The 23,141-nt window shown below is 43.4% G+C and carries 24 protein-coding genes and 2 pseudogenes; 23 read left to right on the top strand and 3 right to left on the bottom strand.

The annotated features are described in order from the left end of the window. Positions 1 to 7: 7 nt before the first annotated feature. The 5 genes from ELZ47_RS06990 (at position 8) to ELZ47_RS06970 (ending at position 4,975) form a co-directional block, all read left to right on the top strand. On the top strand, positions 8 to 682 hold the full coding sequence (locus ELZ47_RS06990; RefSeq protein WP_002909955.1) for a response regulator transcription factor: 675 nt from the start codon (positions 8 to 10) through the stop codon (positions 680 to 682). Continuing rightward, a complete protein-coding gene (locus ELZ47_RS06985) occupies positions 672 to 2,063 on the top strand; it encodes a sensor histidine kinase (protein ID WP_002915424.1) in 1,392 nt (463 codons plus the stop codon). The genes ELZ47_RS06990 and ELZ47_RS06985 overlap by 11 nt, the downstream gene beginning before the upstream one ends. 15 nt (positions 2,064 to 2,078) lie before the next feature. Continuing rightward, on the top strand, positions 2,079 to 3,017 hold the full coding sequence (locus ELZ47_RS06980) for a ketopantoate reductase family protein (protein WP_125332541.1): 939 nt from the start codon (positions 2,079 to 2,081) through the stop codon (positions 3,015 to 3,017). Between the two features lie 112 nt (positions 3,018 to 3,129). Next, positions 3,130 to 3,516, top strand: a complete 387-nt coding sequence (locus ELZ47_RS06975) for a VOC family protein (RefSeq protein WP_002895748.1) — start codon at positions 3,130 to 3,132, stop codon at positions 3,514 to 3,516. 61 nt (positions 3,517 to 3,577) lie between these two features. Then, on the top strand, positions 3,578 to 4,975 hold the full coding sequence (locus ELZ47_RS06970) for a polysaccharide deacetylase family protein (protein WP_125332543.1): 1,398 nt from the start codon (positions 3,578 to 3,580) through the stop codon (positions 4,973 to 4,975). Positions 4,976 to 5,068: 93 nt separating this feature from the next. On the opposite strand, the gene ELZ47_RS06965 is transcribed toward ELZ47_RS06970, so the two are convergent. Continuing rightward, complete coding sequence (locus ELZ47_RS06965; protein ID WP_164549576.1) at positions 5,069 to 6,160, bottom strand: DEAD/DEAH box helicase; 1,092 nt, start codon at positions 6,158 to 6,160, stop codon at positions 5,069 to 5,071. Further along, positions 6,150 to 7,160 carry a Gfo/Idh/MocA family protein gene (locus ELZ47_RS06960; protein ID WP_126435668.1) on the bottom strand — a complete coding sequence of 337 codons (1,011 nt, stop codon included), beginning with the start codon at positions 7,158 to 7,160 and terminating at the stop codon, positions 6,150 to 6,152. The genes ELZ47_RS06965 and ELZ47_RS06960 overlap by 11 nt, the downstream gene beginning before the upstream one ends. A gap of 79 nt (positions 7,161 to 7,239) precedes the next feature. On the opposite strand from ELZ47_RS06960, the gene udk reads away from it, so the two are divergent. The 14 genes and pseudogenes from udk to ELZ47_RS06895 all read left to right on the top strand — a co-directional run bounded on the left by udk (position 7,240) and on the right by ELZ47_RS06895 (position 19,456). Then, positions 7,240 to 7,875, top strand: a complete 636-nt coding sequence (udk, locus tag ELZ47_RS06955; protein ID WP_049544376.1) for a uridine kinase — start codon at positions 7,240 to 7,242, stop codon at positions 7,873 to 7,875. Positions 7,876 to 8,040: 165 nt separating this feature from the next. Next, positions 8,041 to 8,709, top strand: coding sequence for a YoaK family protein (locus ELZ47_RS06950; protein WP_126435666.1), 669 nt, complete (start codon positions 8,041 to 8,043; stop codon positions 8,707 to 8,709). Positions 8,710 to 9,249: 540 nt separating this feature from the next. Beyond that, a complete protein-coding gene (locus tag ELZ47_RS06945) occupies positions 9,250 to 10,818 on the top strand; it encodes a 2-isopropylmalate synthase (RefSeq protein WP_164549574.1) in 1,569 nt (522 codons plus the stop codon). Between the two features lie 12 nt (positions 10,819 to 10,830). Next, positions 10,831 to 11,868, top strand: coding sequence for a 3-isopropylmalate dehydrogenase (leuB, locus tag ELZ47_RS06940; RefSeq protein ID WP_126435664.1), 1,038 nt, complete (start codon positions 10,831 to 10,833; stop codon positions 11,866 to 11,868). Next, on the top strand, positions 11,865 to 12,131 hold the full coding sequence (locus ELZ47_RS06935) for a DUF1294 domain-containing protein (protein WP_126435663.1): 267 nt from the start codon (positions 11,865 to 11,867) through the stop codon (positions 12,129 to 12,131). Before leuB ends, ELZ47_RS06935 begins: the two co-directional genes overlap by 4 nt. A gap of 1 nt (position 12,132) precedes the next feature. Beyond that, entirely contained in the window at positions 12,133 to 13,515 is a 1,383-nt protein-coding gene (gene leuC / locus ELZ47_RS06930; protein WP_126435662.1) for a 3-isopropylmalate dehydratase large subunit, read from the top strand. 9 nt (positions 13,516 to 13,524) lie between these two features. Beyond that, the gene (gene leuD / locus ELZ47_RS06925; RefSeq protein WP_126435661.1) at positions 13,525 to 14,115 is read left to right on the top strand and encodes a 3-isopropylmalate dehydratase small subunit; all 591 of its coding nucleotides are present in this window, start codon (positions 13,525 to 13,527) and stop codon (positions 14,113 to 14,115) included. A gap of 99 nt (positions 14,116 to 14,214) precedes the next feature. After that, positions 14,215 to 14,994 carry an L-threonylcarbamoyladenylate synthase gene (locus tag ELZ47_RS06920; protein WP_037618002.1) on the top strand — a complete coding sequence of 260 codons (780 nt, stop codon included), beginning with the start codon at positions 14,215 to 14,217 and terminating at the stop codon, positions 14,992 to 14,994. 166 nt (positions 14,995 to 15,160) lie between these two features. Beyond that, positions 15,161 to 15,244, top strand: a pseudogene (locus tag ELZ47_RS12090) (polyketide cyclase); the annotation flags it as partial. A gap of 14 nt (positions 15,245 to 15,258) precedes the next feature. Further along, positions 15,259 to 15,987, top strand: coding sequence for an ABC transporter ATP-binding protein (locus ELZ47_RS06915; RefSeq protein ID WP_126435660.1), 729 nt, complete (start codon positions 15,259 to 15,261; stop codon positions 15,985 to 15,987). Beyond that, positions 15,980 to 17,500, top strand: coding sequence for an ABC transporter permease/substrate-binding protein (locus ELZ47_RS06910; protein ID WP_126435659.1), 1,521 nt, complete (start codon positions 15,980 to 15,982; stop codon positions 17,498 to 17,500). Before ELZ47_RS06915 ends, ELZ47_RS06910 begins: the two co-directional genes overlap by 8 nt. Before the next feature lie 147 nt (positions 17,501 to 17,647). Continuing rightward, the gene (locus tag ELZ47_RS06905; protein ID WP_126435658.1) at positions 17,648 to 17,965 is read left to right on the top strand and encodes a TfoX/Sxy family protein; all 318 of its coding nucleotides are present in this window, start codon (positions 17,648 to 17,650) and stop codon (positions 17,963 to 17,965) included. A 91-nt stretch (positions 17,966 to 18,056) separates the two neighbouring features. Continuing rightward, positions 18,057 to 18,722: a SatD family protein gene (locus ELZ47_RS06900; protein ID WP_126435657.1), complete on the top strand. Its 666-nt coding sequence runs from the start codon at positions 18,057 to 18,059 to the stop codon at positions 18,720 to 18,722. Further along, positions 18,719 to 19,456: a DUF3307 domain-containing protein gene (locus ELZ47_RS06895; RefSeq protein ID WP_126435656.1), complete on the top strand. Its 738-nt coding sequence runs from the start codon at positions 18,719 to 18,721 to the stop codon at positions 19,454 to 19,456. The genes ELZ47_RS06900 and ELZ47_RS06895 overlap by 4 nt, the downstream gene beginning before the upstream one ends. Positions 19,457 to 19,521: 65 nt before the next feature. Here the strand turns inward: ELZ47_RS06895 and ELZ47_RS06890 are convergent, their stop codons facing one another. Continuing rightward, on the bottom strand, positions 19,522 to 20,283 hold the full coding sequence (locus tag ELZ47_RS06890) for a DNA/RNA non-specific endonuclease (RefSeq protein ID WP_126435655.1): 762 nt from the start codon (positions 20,281 to 20,283) through the stop codon (positions 19,522 to 19,524). A 193-nt stretch (positions 20,284 to 20,476) separates the two neighbouring features. Between ELZ47_RS06890 and ELZ47_RS06885 the strand changes: the two genes are divergently transcribed. From ELZ47_RS06885 to ELZ47_RS06870, 4 genes and pseudogenes are all read left to right on the top strand, one after another. Next, positions 20,477 to 21,058, top strand: coding sequence for a GrpB family protein (locus ELZ47_RS06885; protein ID WP_126435654.1), 582 nt, complete (start codon positions 20,477 to 20,479; stop codon positions 21,056 to 21,058). Then, positions 21,055 to 21,654 (top strand): annotated as a pseudogene (locus tag ELZ47_RS06880) (class I SAM-dependent methyltransferase). Before ELZ47_RS06885 ends, ELZ47_RS06880 begins: the two are co-directional and overlap by 4 nt. An 11-nt stretch (positions 21,655 to 21,665) precedes the next feature. After that, entirely contained in the window at positions 21,666 to 22,289 is a 624-nt protein-coding gene (locus ELZ47_RS06875) for a Type 1 glutamine amidotransferase-like domain-containing protein (RefSeq protein WP_126435653.1), read from the top strand. An 18-nt stretch (positions 22,290 to 22,307) separates the two neighbouring features. After that, entirely contained in the window at positions 22,308 to 23,141 is an 834-nt protein-coding gene (locus ELZ47_RS06870) for an alpha/beta fold hydrolase (RefSeq protein WP_197715317.1), read from the top strand.

Here is a 23,141-nt window from a genome sequence, read left to right as displayed (position 1 = left end):
AAGAAAGATGATTAAAATTCTATTGGTAGAAGATGACCTTGGACTGTCAAACTCAGTTTTTGATTTTTTGGATGATTTTGCAGATGTAATGCAGGTTTTTGATGGTGAAGAAGGTCTATATGAAGCAGAGAGCGGTGTTTATGACCTTATCTTGCTGGATCTCATGCTTCCTGAAAAGGATGGTTTTCAAGTGCTGAAAGATCTTCGGGCAAAAGGAGTCACAACCCCTGTTCTCATCATGACAGCTAAGGAAAGCTTGGATGACAAAGGACATGGCTTTGAGCTCGGCGCTGATGATTATCTGACCAAACCTTTCTATTTGGAAGAACTGAAAATGCGGATCCAAGCGCTCTTGAAACGTGCTGGTAAATTCAACGAAAATACTCTTTCTTATGGTGATGTGACAGTCAATCTATCCACAAATTCAACATTGAAAGCCGGTAAAGACGTAGAGTTGCTTGGTAAAGAGTTCGACCTCTTGGTTTATTTCCTGCAAAATCAAAATGTAATCTTGCCTAAGACCCAAATTTTTGACCGTCTGTGGGGCTTTGACAGTGATACCACTGTTTCCGTTGTTGAAGTGTACGTTTCCAAGATTCGTAAAAAACTGAAAGGAACGACATTTGCGAAAAACTTGCATACTCTTCGTAGTGTCGGCTACATTTTAAAAGATGCTGAATAAAATCAAGAAGACCTTTTATGCGGATGATTTCTCTTATTTCATTCGCTATTTTGGGCTGTTTACATTAATCTTCTCAGCCATGACCTTGATTATTATTCAGGTTATGCGCTCCAGCCTTTATACGTCTGTTGATGAAAATCTTAAAAACCTGAGTAATGATCCTAGTTCGGTAGCAGATTTGGCCTATCGGACGACAGGTCAGCAGTCTGATCCGAGCAATAAGGTCAACACTAAAAGTCCTAAAAGCAGTAAAGAACCAGATGGCGATCCAAACGAAGAGCCTAAGCCTGACAATCTGACGACGCCAAATTTCAGTTCTAATACTTTCGCCCTGCTTTTGGATGATAATTATAAAAATATTTCCACCAGCAAGAGCGATGGCTTTCTGGACTTTAATTCCTTGGACTTTAACAAGTCCTATCTGAATCAGATTAAGGAAATTGTGATTGGCAATAGCTTTGGCCAGACAGAAAGCTACCGGGCTTATCTCTTTGATATTGACCCTAATAATGAATATCCAGATATCAAGTATGCTGTGGTCATGACTAGCATCAGTCAGCTGGAGCAGACTAGCGGTAAGCATGAGCAACTGATTGCCATGGTTATGGTCAGCTTTTGGGGGATTTCCTTGATTGCCAGTATTTATCTGGCTCGGATGAGTGTCAAGCCCTTGCTGGAAAGTATCCAGAAGCAGAAGGCTTTCGTGGAAAATGCCAGTCACGAGCTGCGGACACCATTGGCTGTTTTGCAGAGCCGCTTAGAGACGCTCTTTCGTAAGCCTGAAGCTACAATTATGCAGAGCAGTGAAAATATCGCTTCTAGCTTGGATGAAGTGCGCAATATGCGCTTGCTGACGACCAATTTGCTAAATCTGGCTCGTCGCGATGATGGTATTAAGCCCCAATATGGTGAGGTAGAACCGGAGTTCTTTGATACGACCTTTGCTAATTACTGCATTATCGCAAGGGAAAATAAAAAAGCTTTTCATTCAGAAAATATGATCAAGAACCCCATTGTGACAGATCAAATTTTCCTCAAGCAGCTGATGACTATCCTATTTGACAATGCTATCAAGTACACAGATGATGACGGCGAAATCAGTGTTATGGCTGCTTCAACCGATCGTTACCTCATCTTTCGGGTAGCAGATAATGGACCTGGTATCAGCAACGAAGATAAGAAGAAGATTTTTGATCGCTTTTATCGGGTGGATAAGGCTCGGACCCGTCAGAAAGGTGGCTTTGGTCTGGGACTTTCTCTGGCCAAGCAGATTGTCGATGCTTTCAAGGGCACCATTTATGTCAAGGACAACAAACCAAAAGGTACGGTCTTTGAAGTTAAACTGCTATTGAAAGAAACGAAAAAGCGTTCTGTAAAATAGCGGGAGAGGCCTAATATGAACATTTTGGTTTATGGTGCTGGCACGATCGGTTTGACATACGCTTGGTTACTGTCTAATCAACATCAAGTTACTGTCTTAGTTAGAGAGCATAAGCTGTCGACTTTAGAGCAAGGCTTCACACTTTCTATTAAAGATTTAAGGAAAGATGATCAGGTCTATAAAGAACATCATTTCCAGCCGCCGTTGGTGACGAGCATTGCTCAAGACTATGACCTGATTCTCTTAACGGTAAATAGTTTGCAACTAGAGCAGGCATTGAATCATTTGGCGGCTATAAAGGAAAAATCTCATATACTTATCTTACAGAATAACTGGAATATCAACTCCAAGATTCCTTCTTATTTGGACAGAAAGCAGGTGTCGTTAGCTTTTCCTTCTTCTGTTGGAGGAGGGCGAAAGAGTGATGGTCGGATCCAAGCTATCATTTTCAAAGAAGCTACGTTACTTGATGATGATTCTTACACATCAGAGTTGTCTCCTATCTTCACAGCTAGTGGGATAGACATTGATGCTATGCCTGACTTGGCTTCTTGGATGAAGGTTCACTGCCTTCAGGAGGCGGTAATGGCAGGTGCAGTTGCAGAAACGGGGACTTTTGATGCACTCTTGAAAGATAAAAAAGCAATTCGAAAGATGATTTGCGCTTGGCGAGAAGGTTTAGAACTCTGTCAGCGATATGGCATTCCTAAACATCGTTATAAACCTACTAAATATCTATCCCTGCCCCTATTTCTCTTGGTCCCAGTAATGAAGTTCATGTTGAGTCAGCCTTTGGTTGCCGAAATGGTCACAAATCACATGCATTCAGGCTATGCCGAGTGGGTTGATCAATATTTTGAAATCAAAAGAAGTGCTGAGAAAGAAAGCATTCCCATGCCTCAATGGAATTCGTATGGCGACTTCATTGAACATTTTTTGAAAAACAATTCTTAGCAGGCCTTAATGGCTTGCTTTTTCCTGACTTCCATTTACTTTTTTAAAAATTTAATATAAGTTTTGCCCAAAATAGGGTATAATAATAAACAAGAAAGAATGAGGTGAAATTATGGCATCAAAAATGTTACATACTTGTTTGCGTGTGGAGAATTTGGAAGCGTCTATCGCTTTTTATGCAGAGGCTTTTGGTTTTAAGGAGCTTCGTCGCAAGGATTTTCCAGATTATCAGTTTACTATCGTTTATCTAGGTTTGGAAGGCGATGATTATGAGCTGGAGCTGACCTATAACTATGACCATGGTCCTTATGTGATTGGGGACGGTTTTGCCCATGTGGCACTTAGCACGCCAGACTTGGAAGGTCTGCACGCTGAGCACAAGGCCAAAGGCTATGAAGTGACAGATCCAAAGGGTCTTCCTGGCAACCCGCCTAATTATTATTTTGTAAAAGACCCTGATGGCTACAAGGTGGAAGTCATTCGTGAGAAGAGTCTCTAACATCTAGCTGCAGTGAACTTTGCAAGATAAATGATGATTTTTATTCATTTAGGACAGGTGTATGAAAAGACAAAATAACAAGAAACACGGTAAGAAAACACTCATTGTTCTCAGCTTGCTCGGTTTAGCTTTTGTTGCTGCTCTATTTCTGGGTGCTGTAAAGATTTACGCTATTTTCCAAGAAAAGGAACTGCAAGAGAAGGTTAGTGTGCTGATTATCCAAGAAGAGACCTTCCATGCTGAAAATACTGAAAAGCAGAGCAAGATGATTGGCAGCCACTATGTAGAGGCCTTTTATCCTCTGCTAGATGGTCAGGTTATGGCAAGCGTCAAGGAGCAGATGGACGCAGATAGCCAGACGATTAAGGATAATCAGAAGAAGGGCGATAAGATTGAGGAATTGACCTTCTACTATGCTGAGGAAAAAGAAACGAGCCTGAAGGATGTCAAAGAAGTACTGGTGCATCGCAAGGACTATCATGTCAAAGAGATGAAAATCAGTAAAGGAGAAGAGCGGGAAGTTGCTGACAGCTATCTCGGTGCAGACGGCAGCCGTTTCACTCTGGATAAGGTCTTTCAGGATCCCGATGCAGCTAAGGAAATCTTCATCAACGAAATATCCAGCCAGCTGACCTTTAGGCAGGCCGATGAGGCGGTGCAGACGGAAATTCTCAATAACCTTAATGGAACGGAGTTGAGTCAGTGGTCCTTCCGTTATGAGTACAGCCATTTTTCTATTAAGCTGAGTAAGGAAGTGCAAGGCTTAACCAGCATTGATGTTCCTTTGTCTAGCTTTTATGACCAGATCAATGCGGACTATCTGACTGGAGATGACTTGGCAGCTTATCAGAGTTTTGAAGCTAAGAAGCATGTGAAGATGGTTGCTCTGACCTTTGATGACGGTCCAGATTCTAAGACAACACCGCAGGCTCTGGATATCCTCAAGAAATATGCTGCCAAGGCGACCTTCTTTATGGTTGGGCAAAACATTGCTGGTAATGAAGCGATTGTCAAGCGCGTGCACAATGAAGGTCATCAGATTGGGATTCATACATGGGACCATCCAGTCTTAACCAAACTTCCTCTGGAGACAGCCCAAAAAGAAATCCTTGATACCCAGACCGCTATTAACAATGTCATAGGCATCAAGCCAACGATTACGCGGCCTCCTTATGGAGCTATTAATGCTACAATCCAAAATTCGGTTGACCAGTCCTTTATCATGTGGAATGTGGACAGTCTAGACTGGAAGACACGCAATACTAAAGCCATTATGCAAGAGATTGCCAAAACCCAGCCAGGCTCGATTATCCTCATGCATGATATTCACCAGACCAGCATTGACGCTCTGCCAAGCGTCATCCAGTATCTGCAGAATAACGGTTATACTCTGGTGACAGTTGATGAGCTGCTGGAAGGTCAGCTAGAGCCCCATCGTATTTATTACGGCAGAGACTAAGACGGTCCTTGGGGTTAGATTTTTGAAATCGTTGTTGGCAATGAGTAAAAGCAAAAAGCTTTGGAAATATGAGATTTCCAAAGCTTTTTTAGTTTAACTCGTTACATAAAGTTCTTGATTTTTTAGTACAATTTCGTGAACAGAAGCGTATTTTTTCAATGTCTTCAGCTCTTCTGGATGGCTGATGAGGGTGATAACATAGCCTTCCTTGCCCATGCGGCCGGTTCGGCCAGAGCGGTGGGTATAGGTTTCTAAATCGCGCGGAAGCTCATAATTGACGACGCATTCTAGCGAGTCAATATCAATGCCGCGAGCAACTAGGTCAGTAGCTAGCAAGAGAGTAATCTGGTGTTCTTTGAACTTATCCAAGATCACCTTGCGGAACTTAACATTGACATCGCTGGCTAGAGAAACCGCGTTGGCTTCACGATACTGGAGTTTTTCCTCGGCGCTGCCTAGGTCTGACAGAGCGTTGAAAAAGACCAGTCCACGGAAATCTTCTACATTGGATAACTTGCGCAGCAGGTCCACCTTATCACGTTTTTCGACTTGCATGTAAAAATGCTGGATGTTATCCAAAACCTGGTCCTCAATACTGATTTCCAGAGTGTTTTCAGCAATTTTATCGTGATCAAACTTAGCGGTGGCGCTCATATATACCAGCTGGTGGTCACGAGGCGCATAGTGGGTGATTTTATCTACAAAGTGATATTGAGAATCGCTGAGCAGCTGGTCAAACTCATCCAAAATAATGGTTTCAACATTCATCATCTTGATTTTCTTGAGCTTGACCAACTCGAAAATCCGCCCAGGCGTTCCGATGATAATCTCTGGCCCTTTCTTAAGACGCTCAATCTGTCGCTTCTGGCTGGAACCGGAGAGCAGGAGCTGAGCTGTCAGTCCTAAAGGCTCTGCCCAAGTCTTGCAAACCTCAAAGATTTGCCCAGTCAGCTCAGTATTAGGAGCTAAAATCAAGAGCTGTTGTGCTTTTCTAGGTATCAGCTTGAGTAGACTGGGAAAGAGATAGGCCAGAGTTTTACCGGTACCAGTCGGACTGATTCCCAGCACCGTGTCGCCTGCAGAAATAGGCTCAAACATCTTCTTCTGAATAGCTGTCAAATCTTCAAAGCCAAGCTGAGCCAGCTGATTTTGCCAGCTCAGGGGAAATTGTTCCTTAATCATCATCAACCTCAAATCTAATGCTAGCGTCCTTGCGCATGGCAAATAAGCTTTCATGAACAGCCGCTGCCGCATTCAACCATTTCTCATAATCCGCATCCTGTCCGCCCTTGAGCACTCGCGCGAAAGCTTGAGCTTCTTCCAGCATGGTGTGTGAAGCACGCTTGATAGGCAGTATCTCCTCTTGCCCGTTCAGACTTTGGAAAATAGCAGAGCTGATAAATTCAATCCCATCTAAAGTCAGAGTTCCCTGATCCGTGTAAATCTCTGCAGGTAGATTGCTGTTTATATTTTTACCGGCCTGAATCTGAACTTGAAAATCTGGATAGATAAGACAGCCGGCACCATTTAAATCAATCGTATTAGCTAGCTGCTGGGCGCTGTAGCGAGCGAAGCGTGGATGGCCGAAAAGTCTGATAGCCGCATAGATGGGATAGACACCCAAGTCCATCAAAGCACCACCAGAAAACTTAGCTGAGAAAACGTTGGGCTGCTCTCCTGCAAGCAGAGCTTGCATTTTTGAAGAATACTTGGCATAGGTGAAGTTGGCTCCCAAGACAGTCTTGTCCTTGAGGAAATCACTAATCGTATCAAAGGCCTGCTCATGATAGTTGCGGGCAGCTTCAAAGAGATAGACTTGGTGCTCGTCAGCCAGCTTGATCAATTCCCGCCATTCTTTGGGACGGGAAACTGCCGGCTTTTCGACAATGACATGCTTACGAGCCAGAATAGCTACCTTAGCATGATTGAAGTGCAGGCTGTTGGGACTGGCGATATAAACAACATCAAGATCAGACGACAGAAAGTCCAGCATTTCAGTATAGACGGCTGTATTTTCATAGTTTTGCACAAAGCGCTCAGCAGAAACTAGAGTCCGAGAGTAGGCAGCTACCAGCTGATAGTCGCCTGTTGAGTGAGCGGCCTTGATGAACTCATGAGAAATAGAACCTGTTCCGATGATTCCAAGTTTGAACATAAAAACCTCCTTTTTTCTATTTTTAAGCATGTACTTTTTTTATTTTAGCTCTTTCATTATAACATGAATTGCGGTAAAATAGATAAGATAACAAGAGATGGAGCTTATAATGCAAAATAGACCTATTATTATTGGTGTGACGGGTGGTTCCGGAGGCGGAAAGACCAGTGTTTCTCGAGCAATTTTGGCTAATTTTCCAAATGAAAATATTGCCATGATTGAGCATGACTCCTATTATAAGGATCAGTCGCATCTGACTTTTGAGGAGCGGGTTAAGACCAACTATGACCATCCTTTTGCCTTTGATACGGACCTGATGATTGAGCAAATCAAGGAGCTTTTGGCGGGTCGTCCGGTGGATATTCCCACTTATGACTATACGGAGCATACTCGTAGTAAAAAGACCTATCGGCAAGTTCCTCAGGATGTCTTTATCGTTGAGGGGATTTTGGTCTTAGAGGATCAGCGCCTGCGGGATTTGATGGACATTAAGATCTTTGTAGATACTGATGATGATGTGCGGATTATTCGTCGGATTAAGCGAGATATGGAAGAGCGCGGCCGCAGTTTGGATAGTGTCATTGAGCAGTATTTAGGTGTCGTTAAGCCTATGTACCATCAGTTCATCGAGCCGACCAAGCGCTATGCGGATGTCATTATTCCAGAGGGAGCTTCTAACAAGGTGGCTATTGACTTGATTACGACCAAGATTGAAAAAATCCTTAAGGAAGCCAGAGAAGGCTAGGAAAAGCAGCTTTCTAGCTCTGTCATTTGAGGAAATAAAAGTCTGTGAATCTGGTGAATCGCAGTAGCTGCAAGAATTTTGAAATGTAATTTAGCAAAGGGCAGTGGACGGACTGAAATCTATGATTTTCGGAGTCTGGTCACTCCCTTATTTTGTAGGTGATTTATGAAACAATTTGTAAAAAGAGAGTTCCATTCTCGTTCAAAATTTTTTGCCTGTCTCTTGACCTTTTGTGCAGGATTTATCGACGCCTATACCTTCATTGAAAGGGGAGGGACCTTGGTGGCAGGTCAGACGGGAAATGTCGTTTTCCTTTCGGTTGAGCTCATCAATCAAGAGACAAGAGGAATCGAAGTTAAATTGGCAACTATGTTGGCTTTTATGCTGGGGATTTTTCTGATGACTGTTTTTCAGCATCATTTTGAACATTCTTGGCGCAGACTGTCCAGCGTTTTTCCTTTGATATTGACGACAACTGTCGCTGGATTTTTGCCAGCAAATGTGCCCCAGCTCTATATTTTGCCGCCACTAGCTTTCTGCATGGGTGTGGTGGCGACTGCCTTTGGCGAGGTAGACGGCATTGTCTATAACAACTCCTTTATGACGGGGAATATCAAGAAAACCATGGTAGCTTTTGGCAACTATGCTCGAAACAAGAAAGGGAAAGATTTGAAAGAAGGCCTTTTCTTTGTGGGGCTACTAACAAGCTTTGTTGTCGGAGCCATCATCTCTACCTATCTGATTCAATTTTACCTCCTGAAGACCATCTGGCTTGTTTCCCTGATTCTAACAGCCTTTCTCCTTTTCCGAGGTATCCAGTATATGAGGAGATGAATAAAGTGCAATTAGATTATGTTGCGATTCCTGAAAAAAATGGAAGAAGTGAGACTTACCTTGCTTCTTTTTTTCCTCGTATTTTTGCTAATAAACCCCAAAAATAATCCAGCATATTAAAAATTTTCAGAAAATATCGACTTTTTCTTGACAGGCCTATGATACTGTGCTAAAATACTAAACAATAAGAAACCATCTCAAAAAGGAGTTAGTCAAACATGAAGTCAACCCAATCTTCAAACTTTGCTTTGTTGTTGCGTTACTCGGGCTAGTGCAAAAGCATTAGTCCTGTTTGGCTTACCAAGCGGGAGTAAATCAACATCTCGCTTGTTCCTCAAGTGAGATGTTTTTTATTTCACCTGTCTTACCTCAAGCTCCGATGGGTAAGAAATGGATTCTAAAGGAGCGATGGGAGTGGGAGTATATCTTGATTTTTCTGAAATCAATGTATCTCGTACCGTCTCAGTCATTGAACACGACCTAGAAGTTGGGGAAGATTTTTTCCTAATTGGTCTATGTATCTTAGAAAAGGAGTTGTCTATGACACGCAAAGTTGAGTTTTTTGATACCAGCCTCCGGGATGGTGAGCAGACACCAGGAGTGAATTTCTCTATCAAGGAAAAGGTGGCTATTGCCAAGCAGTTAGAGAAGTGGGGTATTTCAGTCATTGAAGCTGGTTTTCCTGCTGCGAGTCCAGATTCTTTTGCGGCGGTGCAGGAGATTGCTAAAGTCATCACAAAAGCTTCTGTTACTGGGCTGGCGCGTTCGGTCAAGTCCGATATTGACGCCTGCTATGAAGCGCTCAAGGATGCCAAGCATCCACAGATTCATGTCTTCATTGCGACCAGTCCTATTCACAGAGAGTTCAAGCTGAAAAAGTCCAAGGAAGAGATTTTAGATGCTGTGAAAGAGCATGTCTCCTACGCTCGCTCCAAGTTCGATATAGTCGAGTTTTCACCAGAGGATGCGACACGAACAGAGCTGGATTTCCTTTTTCAGGTGGTACAAACAGCAGTGGATTCAGGTGCGACTTATATCAATATTCCAGATACAGTCGGCTTTACTACTCCGGAAGAGTTTGCAAATATTTTCGACTACCTAGTGGCAAATGTGACTTCTGATCATAAGGTTGTATTTGGTGTTCATTGTCATGATGACCTTGGTATGGCAACGGCCAATACTTTGACGGCTATCAAGCACGGTGCTGGTCGTGTTCAGGGAACTATCAATGGAATCGGTGAGCGGGCTGGAAATGTAGCATTGGAAGAAGTAGCAGTTGCATTGGAGATTCGTCAAGACTATTATCAGGTTGAGTCGGATATCGTCCTTAATGAAACCATCAACACTTCTGAGCTGGTATCCCGCTTCTCAGGTATTCCAGTGCCTAAGAACAAGGCGGTCGTTGGTGGCAATGCCTTCTCTCATGAGTCCGGTATCCATCAGGATGGTGTTCTTAAGAATCCACTGACCTATGAAATCATCACACCTGAGCTGGTTGGAGTCAAGAGCAATTCACTGCCGCTTGGCAAGCTGTCTGGCCGCCATGCCTTTGTCGAAAAACTCAAAGAACTGGCTCTGGACTTTGCGGAATCTGAAATTAATGATCTCTTTGCTAAGTTTAAGGTCTTAGCTGATAAGAAAAATGAAGTCACAGATGCTGATATTCGAGCTTTGATAGCCGGAACGACAGTCGAAAATCCTGAAGGATTCCACTTTGATGATCTGCAGCTGACTACCAATGACGACCATACCATCACAGCGGATGTGCAGCTGGTTAATGGCGATGGTGAGACAATTAACTGTGTGGCAGAAGGTAAAGGAAGCGTTGAAGCCATTTTCAATGCCATTGACCAATTCTTTAACCAGTCTGTCCAGCTTTTGTCTTATAACATCGAGGCGGTGACAGATGGTATTGACTCTCAGGCTCGCGTCTTGGTAGCTGTTGAAAATACCGACACTGATACGATTTTCAACTCCTCTGGTATTGATTTTGACGTTCTTAAAGCCAGCGCCATTGCCTATATCCATGCCAATACCTTTGTGCAAAAGGAAAATGCTGGTGAAATCGGTCATCAGGTATCCTATCGCGATCTGCCTGCAAATAATTAGAAGGAAGTGACTATGACAAAAGAAATTGTAGCTCTGGCGGGTGACGGTATAGGCCCAGAAATCATGGAAGCCGGTCTCCAAGTGCTAGCTGCTGTTGCGGACAAGTTTGCTTTTACCTATCATGTCACAGAGAAAACTTTTGGGGGTGCTGGTATTGATGCGGAAGGTCATCCTCTGCCTCAGTCTACTCTAGAAGCGGCCAAGGAGGCGGATGCTATTCTCCTAGCAGCTATCGGCAGCCCCCAGTATGATGATGCACCAATTCGGCCGGAGCAAGGTTTGCTGGCTCTGCGCAAGGAGCTTGAACTCTATGCCAATATCCGCCCAGTTAAGATTTTTGATGCTCTTAAGCATTTGTCGCCTTTGAAGGCAGAGCGTATTGCTGGTGTGGACTTCGTGGTCGTGCGCGAGCTCACTGGTGGGATTTACTTTGGTGAGCATATTTTGGAGGATAAATCTGCGCGGGATATCAACGACTACAGCTATGAAGAGGTGGATCGAATTGTCCGTAAGACCTTTGATATTGCGCGTGGACGTAGAAAGCGTGTGACCAGTATCGACAAGCAAAATGTACTAGCAACATCCAAACTCTGGCGCAGAGTGGCAGATGAAGTGTCCAAGGATTATCCAGATGTGACCTTAGAGCACCAGCTTGTTGATAGCGCTGCGATGCTCATGATTACTAATCCTGCTAAGTTTGACGTTGTAGTAACAGAAAATCTCTTCGGGGATATTCTCTCAGACGAGTCCAGTGTCTTGTCAGGGACGCTGGGAGTTATGCCATCGGCCAGTCATTCGGCTGCTGGGCCAAGTCTTTACGAGCCTATCCATGGTTCGGCTCCAGATATTGCAGGGCAGGGTATTGCCAATCCTATCAGCATGATACTTTCTGTAGCCATGATGCTGCGGGATAGTTTTGCAGAGCTTGAGGCTGCAGAGGCGATTGAAGCAGCGGTTGAAAAGACTTTAGCTCAAGGGATTTTTACCCGAGATCTTGGCGGTCAGGCGACAACAGCTCAAATGACGGAGGCAATTATTAATAACTTATGAAATGGATATTAACGGGTATTTGCCTGCTATGGAACCTTAGCGTCTTCCTGCTTTATGGCTGGGATAAGCGAAAGGCTAAGAAAAATCACTACCGCATTCCCGAGAAGACTTTGCTACTGTCAGCTCTGGCAGCCGGAGGTTTGGGCGCTCTATTAGGCGGTCGTCTCTTTCACCACAAGACCAGAAAATGGTATTTCTGGTTGGTTTGGATTTGCGGAATAATAGTGGAAATCGGAATTTTGTATTACATATGGAGAAGCTAGTATGGCTGGAAAATCGATTTTTGATAAGCTGTGGGAAAGGCATCTGATAACTGGTGAAGAAGGCCAGCCCCAGCTGATGTATGTGGATCAGCATTATATTCATGAAGTAACCAGCCCTCAGGCTTTTCAAGGTCTTCGAGATGCAGGGCGCAAAGTTAGACGGCCGGATTTGACCTTTGGGACCTTTGACCATAATGTTCCTACGGTTAATATCTATGATATCCGGGATGTGATTTCCAAGGCTCAGATTGATAAACTTTCTGAGAATGTTAAGGATTTTGGCATCGAGCATGCGGCTCACGGATCGGAACTGCAGGGAATTGTTCATATGGTTGGACCCGAAACGGGCAAGACTCAGCCAGGCAAATTTATCGTCTGCGGTGACAGTCACACGGCCACTCACGGAGCCTTTGGAGCTATTGCTTTTGGAATCGGTACTTCGGAGGTGGAGCACGTCTTTGCCACGCAGACCATTTGGCAGGTCAAGCCTAAGAAAATGCTGGTAAAATTTACCGGAGTGCCACCTAAAGGTGTCTATTCTAAGGACTTTATCCTCGCTCTGATTGCCCGATATGGTGTGGCTGCAGGTGTCGGTCATGTGGTCGAGTATGCTGGGGATGCGATTGACCATCTGACCATGGAAGAGCGCATGACCATCTGCAATATGTCCATAGAGTTTGGCTCTAAGATGGGCATTATGAACCCCGATCAGAAGACTTATGATTATGTTAAAGGACGGCCGGGCGCTCCCAAGGATTTTGAGGCAGCGGTCGCTGATTGGAAGACTCTAGTAAGTGATCCTGATGCTGTCTATGATAAGGTCATTGAGATTGATGTCTCCGAGCTGGCACCTATGGTGACTTGGGGAACCAATCCTTCTATGGGAGTTGAGTTCGGCGCGGCTTTCCCAGAAATACGTGACATGAACGATGAGCGGGCCTACAATTACATGGACCTCTCACCGGGTAAGAAAGCAGAAGATATTGACCTAGGTTATATCTTTATAGGCTCCTGCACCAATGCCAGGCTTAGTGACTTGCAGCTGGCAGCTAAGTTTGTTGATGGCAAACATATCGCTCCCAATCTGACAGCTATCGTCGTACCAGGCTCTCGTCCGGTCAAGCGGGCTGCTGAAAAGATGGGACTGGATAAAATTTTCATGGATGCAGGTTTTGAGTGGCGCGATCCTGGCTGCTCCATGTGCCTGGGGATGAATCCAGATAAGGTGCCAGACGGAGTCCACTGTGCCTCGACCAGCAATCGGAACTTTGAGGATCGGCAGGGATTTGGAGCTAAGACCCATCTTTGCAGTCCTGCCATGGCAGCAGCAGCAGCCATTGCCGGGCGATTTGTAGACGTCCGCCAGCTACCGGAGGTCCAGTAAGGAAGGTTTATGGAAAAATTTACAATCTACACGGGGACAACGGTTCCCCTCATGAACGATAATATCGATACGGACCAAATTTTGCCCAAGCAGTTTCTCAAGTTGATTGATAAAAAAGGTTTTGGCAAGTACCTCATGTACGCATGGCGCTATCTGGACAATCAGTACACCGAAGATCCTGATTTCGTTTTTAATAGACCAGAGTACCGCAAGGCGACTATTCTGATTACAGGGGATAATTTCGGGGCTGGTTCCTCTCGGGAGCACGCTGCCTGGGCCTTGGCTGACTATGGCTTCAAGGTAGTCATTGCCGGATCTTTTGGAGACATTCACTACAACAACGAGCTTAACAACGGTATGCTACCAATCGTCCAGCCACTGGAAGTTCGGCAAGCCTTGGCGAATCTAAATCCAACGGATGAAGTGACTGTGGATTTGAAGCAGCAGAAGATTTTTTCACCGGTGGGAGAATTCTCCTTTGACATTGATGGAGAATGGAAGCACAAGCTCCTCAACGGTCTGGATGACATCGGCATTACGCTGCAGTACGAGGATTTGATTACAGAATATGAAAAAAATCGTCCATCTTATTGGCAGTAACCTTATTTTTGCTATATTGAGAAAATTCTGAAAAAACCTTGTCTCCGATAAAAATATATGGTAAAATAAATCTTAATTTAATAGAAAAGGAAGAAACTTATGACAAAACACATTCAATGGAACGGACAGCTTTCACAAGAAGGTTATGACATCCTAAAAGGCGATGGCGGCTGTATCGTTTGCCCGACCAAGGTGGGTTACATCATCATGACCAGCGATAAAGCTGGCTTGGAGCGTAAGTTCGAAGCTAAGGCTCGTAACCGTAATAAGCCAGGTGTTGTCCTCTGTGGCAGTATGGATGAGCTCCGTGCTTTAGCTCAGCTAAATCCGGAAATTGAAGCTTTTTATCAAAAGCATTGGGATGAAGATATCCTCTTGGGCTGTATCCTTCCATGGAAGCCAGAAGCTTTTGAAAAGCTCAAAGCTTATGGTGACGGTCGGGAAGAGCTGATGACAGATGTTCGTGGCACTAGCTGTTTTGTTATTAAGTTTGGTAAGGCGGGCGAGCAGCTGGCAGCTAAGCTTTGGGAAGAAGGAAAGATGGTCTATGCATCCTCAGCCAACCCATCTGGTAAAGGAAACCGCGGCAAGGTCGAAGGAATTGGCGAGCGCATCGAAAATGCTGTTGACCTAGTCATTGAAGCAGATGACTATGTAGCCTCTATCCAGCCAGACAAGACCATTGAAACTCGCTACGAGCAAGGTGTTATGGTCTCTATGGTTGACAAGGATGGAAAACTGATTCCAGAACAAGGTGGGCAACGTTCCATCTCACCAGCACCAGTGGTCATCCGCAAAGGCTTAGACATTGACAAAATCATGATGCACCTGTCCGATACTTTCAACTCATGGGATTACCGTCAGGGTGAATATTACTAAGATAAAAAGAAGCTCAGTGTGGGAGAGGATTTCCTCTTTACACTGGGTTTTTTAGTTTGAAACTTTAATTTTAAATTCTTTACCCAGTTTAAAATTATTTCTAAATAGAACAAAATTCTTGATAGTTGAAATCACAAGTGTTACAATGGAACCGTTCGTTTTGGATGATAATGGATTGATTGTAGAGCATTGGGACAATAAAGAAGTCATGCCTAAGGTAGAAGACTTGACCAACCGAGGGAAGTTTTAAATTGAGGACAAAGAATGATTGAATATAAAAATGTAGCGCTACGCTATACAGAAAAGGATGTCTTGAGAGATGTCAACTTACAGATTGAGGATGGTGAATTTATGGTTTTAGTGGGTCCTTCTGGGTCCGGTAAGACGACCATGCTCAAGATGATTAACCGTCTTTTAGAGCCAACAGATGGAAATATCTATATGGATGGCAAGCGAATTAAGGACTATGATGAGCGTGAGCTACGTCTTTCTACAGGCTATGTCTTACAAGCGATTGCCCTCTTTCCAAATCTAACTGTGGCTGAAAATATTGCTCTCATTCCTGAAATGAAAGGATGGAGCAAGGCAGAGATTCAGCGGAAGATCGATGAATTGCTGGACCTAGTAGGCTTGCCTGCAGAAGACTATGCTCAGCGTATGCCGAGTGAGCTGTCAGGTGGTGAGCAGCAACGGGTGGGCATTGTCCGTGCCATTATCGCCCAACCCAAAATTCTGCTGATGGATGAGCCTTTTTCTGCTCTTGATGCCATCTCGCGTAAGCAATTGCAGAGCTTGACCAAGAGTATCCATGACCAGTTTGGGATGACGACAATCTTTGTGACCCATGATACGGACGAGGCTTTAAAGTTGGGGAATCGGATTGCTGTTTTGCAGGACGGGGAGATTCGTCAAGTGGCGACACCTGAGGAAATCCTATCTGCACCTGCGACCAGCTTCGTAGCAGATTTATTTGGAGGTGTTCAACATGGCTAATTTGTTTTCTACCTTTCAGGAGCGCTTTGGCGAATGGTTGGCAGCCTTAGGGCAACATCTCCAGCTATCTCTTCTGACCTTACTAGTGGCCATCTTCCTGACCATTCCGCTCGCTATCTATCTTCATAGTCACAAAAAGGCAGCCAATTGGGTGCTGCAAATTGCAGGAATCTTTCAAACCATTCCTTCAATGGCCTTGTTGGGACTCTTTATCCCTCTTATGGGGATTGGTACACTGCCGGCACTGACTGCTCTGGTGATTTACGCTATTTTCCCGATTTTAGAAAATACTGTCACGGCTTTGAATGGGATTGATCCTAGTTTAGAAGAAGCTGGAATCGCCTTTGGGATGACCAAGTGGGAGCGACTTAAAAAGTTTGAACTGCCTCTAGCTATGCCCGTCATCGTTTCTGGAATCCGGACAGCAACGGTTATGATTATCGGGACAGCAACTTTAGCGGCCCTTGTCGGAGCTGGTGGACTAGGTTCCTTTATCCTTCTAGGAATTGACCGTCGCAATGCCAGCCTGATCTTGATTGGAGCTATTTCATCTGCAGTTTTGGCTATTCTTTTCAACAGTCTTCTTAAATGGATGGAAAAGGCTAAGCTTCGGACGGTATTTACAGCTTTTGCGGTCTTAATCCTCGGCCTCGGCGCGTCTTACACACCGAGTCTGCTTCCCAAGCAGGAGAAGGATCATCTGGTTATTGCTGGGAAATTGGGTCCAGAACCAGAAATTCTCATGAATATGTATAAACTTCTCATTGAGGAAAATACGGATATGACTGTGACAGTCAAACCTAATTTTGGGAAGACTGACTTCCTTTATCAAGCTCTAAAAAAAGGTGATATTGATATTTATCCTGAGTTTACCGGTACGATTACTGGAACTCTCTTGCAGCCTGCTCCAAAGGTCAGCAATGATGCTGAAGAAGTTTTTGAAGCAGCACGTGATGGAATCAAAAAACAGGACAATCTAGTCTTGCTCAATCAGATGGCTTATCAAAATACCTATGCTATCGCAGTACCTAAGAGTATCGCCAAAGAATACAATCTTAAAACCATCTCTGACCTTAAGACGGTTCAGGATAAGCTCAAAGCGGGTTTTACCCTAGAGTTTAACGATCGTGAAGATGGGAACAAGGGTTTGCAATCTCTATATGGCCTTAATCTTAATGTAGCGACCATGGAGCCAGCCCTTCGCTACCAAGCTATTCAGTCGGGTGATATTCAAATCACGGATGCCTATTCGACTGACGCAGAACTTGCGCGTTATGATTTACAAGTTTTAGAAGACGATAAGCACCTTTTCCCTCCTTATCAAGGTGCCCCTCTCCTGAAGGCTGAATTGCTAGAAAAACACCCTGAGTTGGAAGGTATTCTCAATAAGCTGGCTGGCAAAATTACGGAAAGTCAGATGAGCCAGATGAATTATCAAGTTGGCATTGAAGGCAAAAAAGCAGAAGACGTCGCGCGTGATTATCTGGTCAAGGAAGGACTTTTAAAAAAATAAGCAAAAAAGTTAGACTTGTAAGGTCTAGCTTTTTTGCTTACTTGTGGATAGACAGACTAAGGATGGAAGGAGATGAGTTGATCTCTTAGTTAGGAAATCTTCATTCATTTTTGGTATAATAAAGTATCAATTCATGGAGGTGTTTCGATGGCATCTAGTCAAGAATATTTGGATTTTATTCTGAAGCAGCTGCAGGGCTTAGGCCAAGAAATTAGCTTTCGCAAAATGATGGGAGAGTATTTGCTTTATTATCGAGGTCGCTTATTCGGCGGGATTTATGACAATCGCTTGCTGCTCAAGCCAGTCCAGCCAGCTCTGGATTTTTTTGAAAATCCGGTTTATGAGTCCCCTTATCCAAGTGCAAAGCCGATGCTTCATATAAAAGAAGTAGAAGATGCTGCCATTCTCTGTAATCTGATTGAAGCTGTCTACCCTGCCTTACCAGCACCTAAAAAGAAAAAATAAAATTTCCTTTACAATAGATATTATAAAAAATTTCCGTTTAAATAGACATTTTCAAAATTTTCCTTTATAATGGACTTAAAGGAGGTTTGCTATGCTTTATATTGCTCTTATTGGAGACTTAATAGAATCCAAACAGCTGAAAAATCGTAAGCAGGCTCAGAAGGACCTGCAGGACATGATGGCAGTGCTAAATCAGGATTATCAGGATTATCTGGTGTCACCTTTCACGGTAACGACTGGAGATGAGTTTCAGGCTTTGCTGCGGCCTAATCCAGAGATCATGCAGCTCCTTGATCAGATTGCCTTGGGTTTTCCTCATCCGATTCGCTTCGGGCTTGGCCTGGGGGAGATTGTGACGGATATCAATCGGGAGCAGAGTATTGGTGCGGACGGACCGGCCTACTGGAGGGCACGTGCGGCCATTGATGTTATTCATGAGAAGAACGACTACGGCAGCAGCCGTATAGCTGTATCCTTGGGAGATAAAGAGATCAGTCAGGCGGTCAATACGGTGCTGGCAGCTACTTCATTTATCCAGAGCAAGTGGAACACCAGTCAGAGAGAGGTTCTGGAGCGGATGCTTATGGAATATATCTATGACGAGAATTTTTCTCATGGAGAAATAGCAGAGCTGTTACAGATTAGTCCCAGTGCGCTTAGTAAGCGGCTCAAGTCGTCTGGTCTGAAGATCTATCTGAGAAATCGCCGTTTAGCTATGAGAATGATTCTACAGGCAGCAAAGGAGGCTGAAGAATGACAAATTTTATGGGATTTTCAGAATTTTTTATGCAAAATCCGATTCTCGTATTGACTTTGCTGGCTCATGTGCTAGCAGATTTTCAGCTTCAAAGTCAGAAAATGGCCGACCTCAAAAGCCGGCGGATGAATTTCTTAATTCTCCACTTGGGAATTGTTCTCTTGCCCTTGTTGCTTTTGGGGCTCATCTTACCTAATTATCTGCTATATTTCGCCTTGGTCTGGCTCAGTCATGCGCTTATTGACTTCTTGAAGAATAGGTTGAATTCATCGATTGTCCGCCATCATGCTCAAAAGTCAGCCTTTATACTGGATCAGGTCTTGCATCTGATTAGCATTTTTGCTCTTTATTTTCTCTTAGAACAGCAGCAAATTCCAGCGCCTAATTGGCTGTCTGAGCGCTACCTCATGCTACAGGCTCTCTTTTTCTTCGCCCTTACTGGTAAGCCGATTAATATCCTCTTTAAACTCTTCTTCAGCAAGTATCAGGCAGGGGAAGACAGTGGAGAGACTATTGCGGGGGCTGGTGCTATGATTGGGATTTTAGAGCGCATGATTATGGGACTTTCCCTTATTTTCGGGCAGTTTACTGCCATTGGGCTAGTTTTTACGGCTAAGTCTATCGCCCGCTATAATAAGATTTCAGAAAGCCAGTCCTTTGCTGAATACTACCTGATTGGCTCGCTTTTCAGTATGATTGCAGTCTTGCTGGTTTACGGCTGCCTGTATTGGTAAAAATAAATAAAAAAAACAGATCATCATAGTAAGGATGGTCTGTTTTTATGTTTTTATCTGTAACTCTACTCAATCATGGTATTGACAGCAGTGCCTGTTTGGTAGTCAATCTCTGCATTTGGAGAGACATTGTCCAGGATGACATGAGACATTCCGTCTTCATCAATTGTTTCCTTGCCCCCTAGCTGAATGCTGACAATATTGCCTTCTGAGTCTAATCCGACATACTGGAGCTCAATCTTGCGAGGAAGAAGCTCATTGTCCGTATAAATCGGAGTAACCTTATAATCCAGCCAATAATCAGGATTTTCCTCTAACCAGCGCTCCAAGCGATGTTCATAATAGATCATGCTATCTGGGTTATTATCATCCAGTCCTTGAAAACTGCCAGAGTTGAGCCAAGCGGTCATCGGAACGAGGTTTTTCCCTTCGTTATTGAGGCCGCTGAAAGTAAAGCCAATCAGGTGAGCGCGATTCATGAGCCAAGCCCGATCATCTCCATTTCCGTAGTAAAATTTGTAATTGTGCCAACCGATTGGATTGTATGTGACCTTGGTCTCCTTTTTCTTTTTGGCTTTGTGTTGCTCCTGCATTTGAACATGAGCAGCAGTAGCCCGACCGTACTTATCCTTTTTCCCAAGCTTTAGCTGATACTCTCCATTCAACTCCAGAGTGCCGATAGCTGTTTCATCGCTATGGTTGAGCAGCTGGATCTTAATCTGGTTCTTCTGATTAGCAGCAACATTTTCTGCAGGAAGAGCCTGTGAAAGTAACAACAAAGAGCCGGCTGACAGGACAAGCCAAGTGCCAAACCTAAACTTTTTCATAAAGAACTCCTTTTAAATAATATATCTCCGACATCATTCTACTAAAAAATAGATTGTTTGACAACTAAAACTTTTCAAAAATATTACAAAAATAAATATTTGTTCAATAAGTGCGAGGTTTGACTCGGATGTGTATTTTTCCTATAATCATAACTAGAGAAAACGCTTGTATAAATTACCCAAGGAGGTGCTTATGAGTCCATCTTTAGAGGAAATGTCACTCGAGGAGCTATGGCAGCTTTTTCCGATTTTTCTGAGAGAGCATCAGGCAGCGTGGAAAGATTGGTATGAGGCGGAACGGCTTCGGCTCTTGAGTTTTTTGCCAGAACATCAGATTGTTCGTCTTAGTCATATTGGCTCAACATCGGTAAAGACCATCTGGGCTAAGCCTATAGTGGATATCATGCTGGAAATTCCCATAGAAACAGATATGGCGGCAATGAGAGAGTCGCTGCTGAAAAATGGTTATCTGCTCATGTCAGAAAGCCAAGGGCGGATGTCATTTAATAAAGGCTACACACCGAGTGGTTTTGCCGAGCGGGTTTTCCATCTGCATCTGCGCTATGAAGGCGATCATGATGAACTTTACTTTAGAGACTACTTACAGGAGCACCCTGCTGTAGCTAAAGACTATGAAAAGCTCAAGCTGTCCTTGTGGAAGCAATACGAGCACAATCGTGATGCCTATACAGAGGCGAAAACGGATTTTATCAAGAACTATACAGAGGAAGCTAAAAAGCTTTATGGCGGAAGATATGAGAGGGAAGACAGATGATTTATCCAATGATTGGCTTTCTGATTATTCTTGCTTTTCTTTACTTGATTTACCAATCAAAGAGACCGTCCGGCCTTATTGGATTATGGATGATGAGGTTATAGAATCGTGTTTATATGCCCATGGTTGTTTGGGCGGTCAGTCAGCTGGATTATAGGAAGAGATTTAAAGCTATTTTGGATGTTGGAGTTGGAAATGGAGCGTCCTCGAAATATTTGAAAAATAACTTTCCTAATAGTCGAGTTCTGGGGATTGATATTTCTTCTACGGCCATCAGAGCAGCTGAAAAATTGGCTGAGCCTGACTTATCTTTTGAGGTGAAAAATGTTGAGAAAACGGATCTTTCCGTTAGCGAATTTGATTTGATTACAGCATTTCAGACCCATTTTCATTGGTCAAATCTAACTCAATCCTTCCTAGAACTTAAGCCAGATGGAATCATCTTACTGGCATGTGAATGGAGCAAATTAGCTTATTACCTACCAGGCTTTACAAAGCAAGAAAAACTGGAAAACTATTTGACAGACTTGGATTTACATCTCATCGATAGTCAAAGAAAGGGCCAATGGATTCTTTATAAAATAGGGAAAAAATAAGGAGGTATCCTATGAAACAATTATTTTTATGTTCATATTTTGCGGGAGTCAAGGACTTGTTCAGACAATATGCGTCTGAAAAGCAATTGGGCAATCAGGTACTTTTTATCCCGACGGCTGGAAATGTAGAAGACTATAGGGGTTATATTGACGAAGCCCTGCAAACCTTTGAGGACTTGGGATTTCAAGTAGAAGTCTTGGATATTTCAGCTTGTGATAGAAAAACAGCTCAGGCAAAAATTTTCCAAAGCAAGCTCCTCTATGTCTCTGGTGGCAATACTTTTTATCTTCTGCAAGAACTAAAGAAAAAGCAGCTTCTGTCCTTGATAAAAGAGCAGATTGCGGATGGCATGGTTTATGTGGGCGAATCTGCTGGTGCTATCATCACAGCCAAAGACATTGACTATAATAAGCTTATGGACGATAAGGCGGTTGCTAAGGAACTGAATGATACAGAGGCACTAAACGAGGTAGATTTTTATATCCTGCCTCATGTTGGCGAAGAACCTTTTGTCGAAAGTGCTCAGTCCACTCTGGATACATACAGCGACCAGCTGAATCTGCTTCCCCTAAATAATCACCAAGCTGTGCTTGTGGAGGGTGAAGAAGTGAAGGTTTTGGTGGAAAATAAATAAGAATGCGGGTGTAGTATTTTGATTGAAAAGATACACGAAACATCAAGTGGAGTCATTCACTATTGGACAAATGATATGTATGCATCAGCGAAAAGTGCTCTTATCTTTTTACCTGGACTTACAGCTGACCATAGATTATTTGACAAACAAATAGAGTACTTTAAAGACAAATATAGAGTCTTGGTTTGGGACGCACCTGGACACGCTTCGTCTTACCCATTTCATCTCGATTTTACTTTATTTGATCTAGCAAGTTGGCTAGATGGAATATTTATCAAAGAGAGAATAGAAAATCCAATAGTAATTGGTCAGTCAATGGGAGGATATGTAGGACAGGTTTATGCTCAACTTTTTCCTGAGAAATTAAAAGGTCTTGTTACGATTAATTCACCATCCCTTCAAAGGAAGTATTATACAGCTATGGAATTGTGGCTCTTAAAAAATATGGAGGCAATTTATAGAATCTATCCATGGAAATTTCTTTTGAAATCTGGGCCTAAAAGCGTATCAACAACAGACTATGGAAGAAAACTGATGTATGATATGATGATGGTTTATGATGGCGATCAAAAAAGGTATGCTCGTCTTGCGGGATACGGATATAAGATATTTTCAGAAGCAGTAGAGAAGAAGCTTTCTTATGAAGTAAAATGTCCACAATTGGTTATATGTGGAAAAGAAGATCGTGCAGGGTCTTGTATACGATATTTGAAAGCCTATGAAAAAAATACTGGGAAGTCTGTTCAATGGATTGATAAGGCGGGACATAATTCAAATACCGACCAACCCGATATTGTAAATAGACTGATTGATGAATTTTTGGATAACAAAATTAAAGAAAAGCTTGGTTGA

This window comes from Streptococcus sanguinis, assembly GCF_900635155.1.
Classification (GTDB): domain Bacteria; phylum Bacillota; class Bacilli; order Lactobacillales; family Streptococcaceae; genus Streptococcus; species Streptococcus sanguinis_G.
This window is presented reverse-complemented; position numbering and strand designations above follow the sequence as displayed.

Excerpts from the sequence above, each read along its gene's own strand:
- ELZ47_RS06935 (WP_126435663.1), top strand. The coding sequence starts at position 11,865 with ATGAAATGGATATTAACGGGTATTTGCCTGCTATGGAACCTTAGCGTC.
- ELZ47_RS06900 (WP_126435657.1), top strand. The coding sequence starts at position 18,057 with ATGCTTTATATTGCTCTTATTGGAGACTTAATAGAATCCAAACAGCTG.
- ELZ47_RS06980 (WP_125332541.1), top strand. The coding sequence starts at position 2,079 with ATGAACATTTTGGTTTATGGTGCTGGCACGATCGGTTTGACATACGCT.
- leuB (WP_126435664.1), top strand. The coding sequence starts at position 10,831 with ATGACAAAAGAAATTGTAGCTCTGGCGGGTGACGGTATAGGCCCAGAA.
- ELZ47_RS06895 (WP_126435656.1), top strand. The coding sequence starts at position 18,719 with ATGACAAATTTTATGGGATTTTCAGAATTTTTTATGCAAAATCCGATT.
- ELZ47_RS06965 (WP_164549576.1), bottom strand. The coding sequence starts at position 6,160 with ATGATGATTAAGGAACAATTTCCCCTGAGCTGGCAAAATCAGCTGGCT.
- ELZ47_RS06960 (WP_126435668.1), bottom strand. The coding sequence starts at position 7,160 with ATGCTTAAAAATAGAAAAAAGGAGGTTTTTATGTTCAAACTTGGAATC.
- ELZ47_RS06885 (WP_126435654.1), top strand. The coding sequence starts at position 20,477 with ATGAGTCCATCTTTAGAGGAAATGTCACTCGAGGAGCTATGGCAGCTT.
- udk (WP_049544376.1), top strand. The coding sequence starts at position 7,240 with ATGCAAAATAGACCTATTATTATTGGTGTGACGGGTGGTTCCGGAGGC.
- ELZ47_RS06975 (WP_002895748.1), top strand. The coding sequence starts at position 3,130 with ATGGCATCAAAAATGTTACATACTTGTTTGCGTGTGGAGAATTTGGAA.
- ELZ47_RS06915 (WP_126435660.1), top strand. The coding sequence starts at position 15,259 with ATGATTGAATATAAAAATGTAGCGCTACGCTATACAGAAAAGGATGTC.
- ELZ47_RS06945 (WP_164549574.1), top strand. The coding sequence starts at position 9,250 with ATGACACGCAAAGTTGAGTTTTTTGATACCAGCCTCCGGGATGGTGAG.
- leuD (WP_126435661.1), top strand. The coding sequence starts at position 13,525 with ATGGAAAAATTTACAATCTACACGGGGACAACGGTTCCCCTCATGAAC.
- ELZ47_RS06990 (WP_002909955.1), top strand. The coding sequence starts at position 8 with ATGATTAAAATTCTATTGGTAGAAGATGACCTTGGACTGTCAAACTCA.
- ELZ47_RS06950 (WP_126435666.1), top strand. The coding sequence starts at position 8,041 with ATGAAACAATTTGTAAAAAGAGAGTTCCATTCTCGTTCAAAATTTTTT.
- ELZ47_RS06970 (WP_125332543.1), top strand. The coding sequence starts at position 3,578 with ATGAAAAGACAAAATAACAAGAAACACGGTAAGAAAACACTCATTGTT.
- ELZ47_RS06890 (WP_126435655.1), bottom strand. The coding sequence starts at position 20,283 with ATGAAAAAGTTTAGGTTTGGCACTTGGCTTGTCCTGTCAGCCGGCTCT.
- ELZ47_RS06985 (WP_002915424.1), top strand. The coding sequence starts at position 672 with ATGCTGAATAAAATCAAGAAGACCTTTTATGCGGATGATTTCTCTTAT.
- ELZ47_RS06905 (WP_126435658.1), top strand. The coding sequence starts at position 17,648 with ATGGCATCTAGTCAAGAATATTTGGATTTTATTCTGAAGCAGCTGCAG.
- ELZ47_RS06875 (WP_126435653.1), top strand. The coding sequence starts at position 21,666 with ATGAAACAATTATTTTTATGTTCATATTTTGCGGGAGTCAAGGACTTG.
- leuC (WP_126435662.1), top strand. The coding sequence starts at position 12,133 with ATGGCTGGAAAATCGATTTTTGATAAGCTGTGGGAAAGGCATCTGATA.
- ELZ47_RS06920 (WP_037618002.1), top strand. The coding sequence starts at position 14,215 with ATGACAAAACACATTCAATGGAACGGACAGCTTTCACAAGAAGGTTAT.
- ELZ47_RS06910 (WP_126435659.1), top strand. The coding sequence starts at position 15,980 with ATGGCTAATTTGTTTTCTACCTTTCAGGAGCGCTTTGGCGAATGGTTG.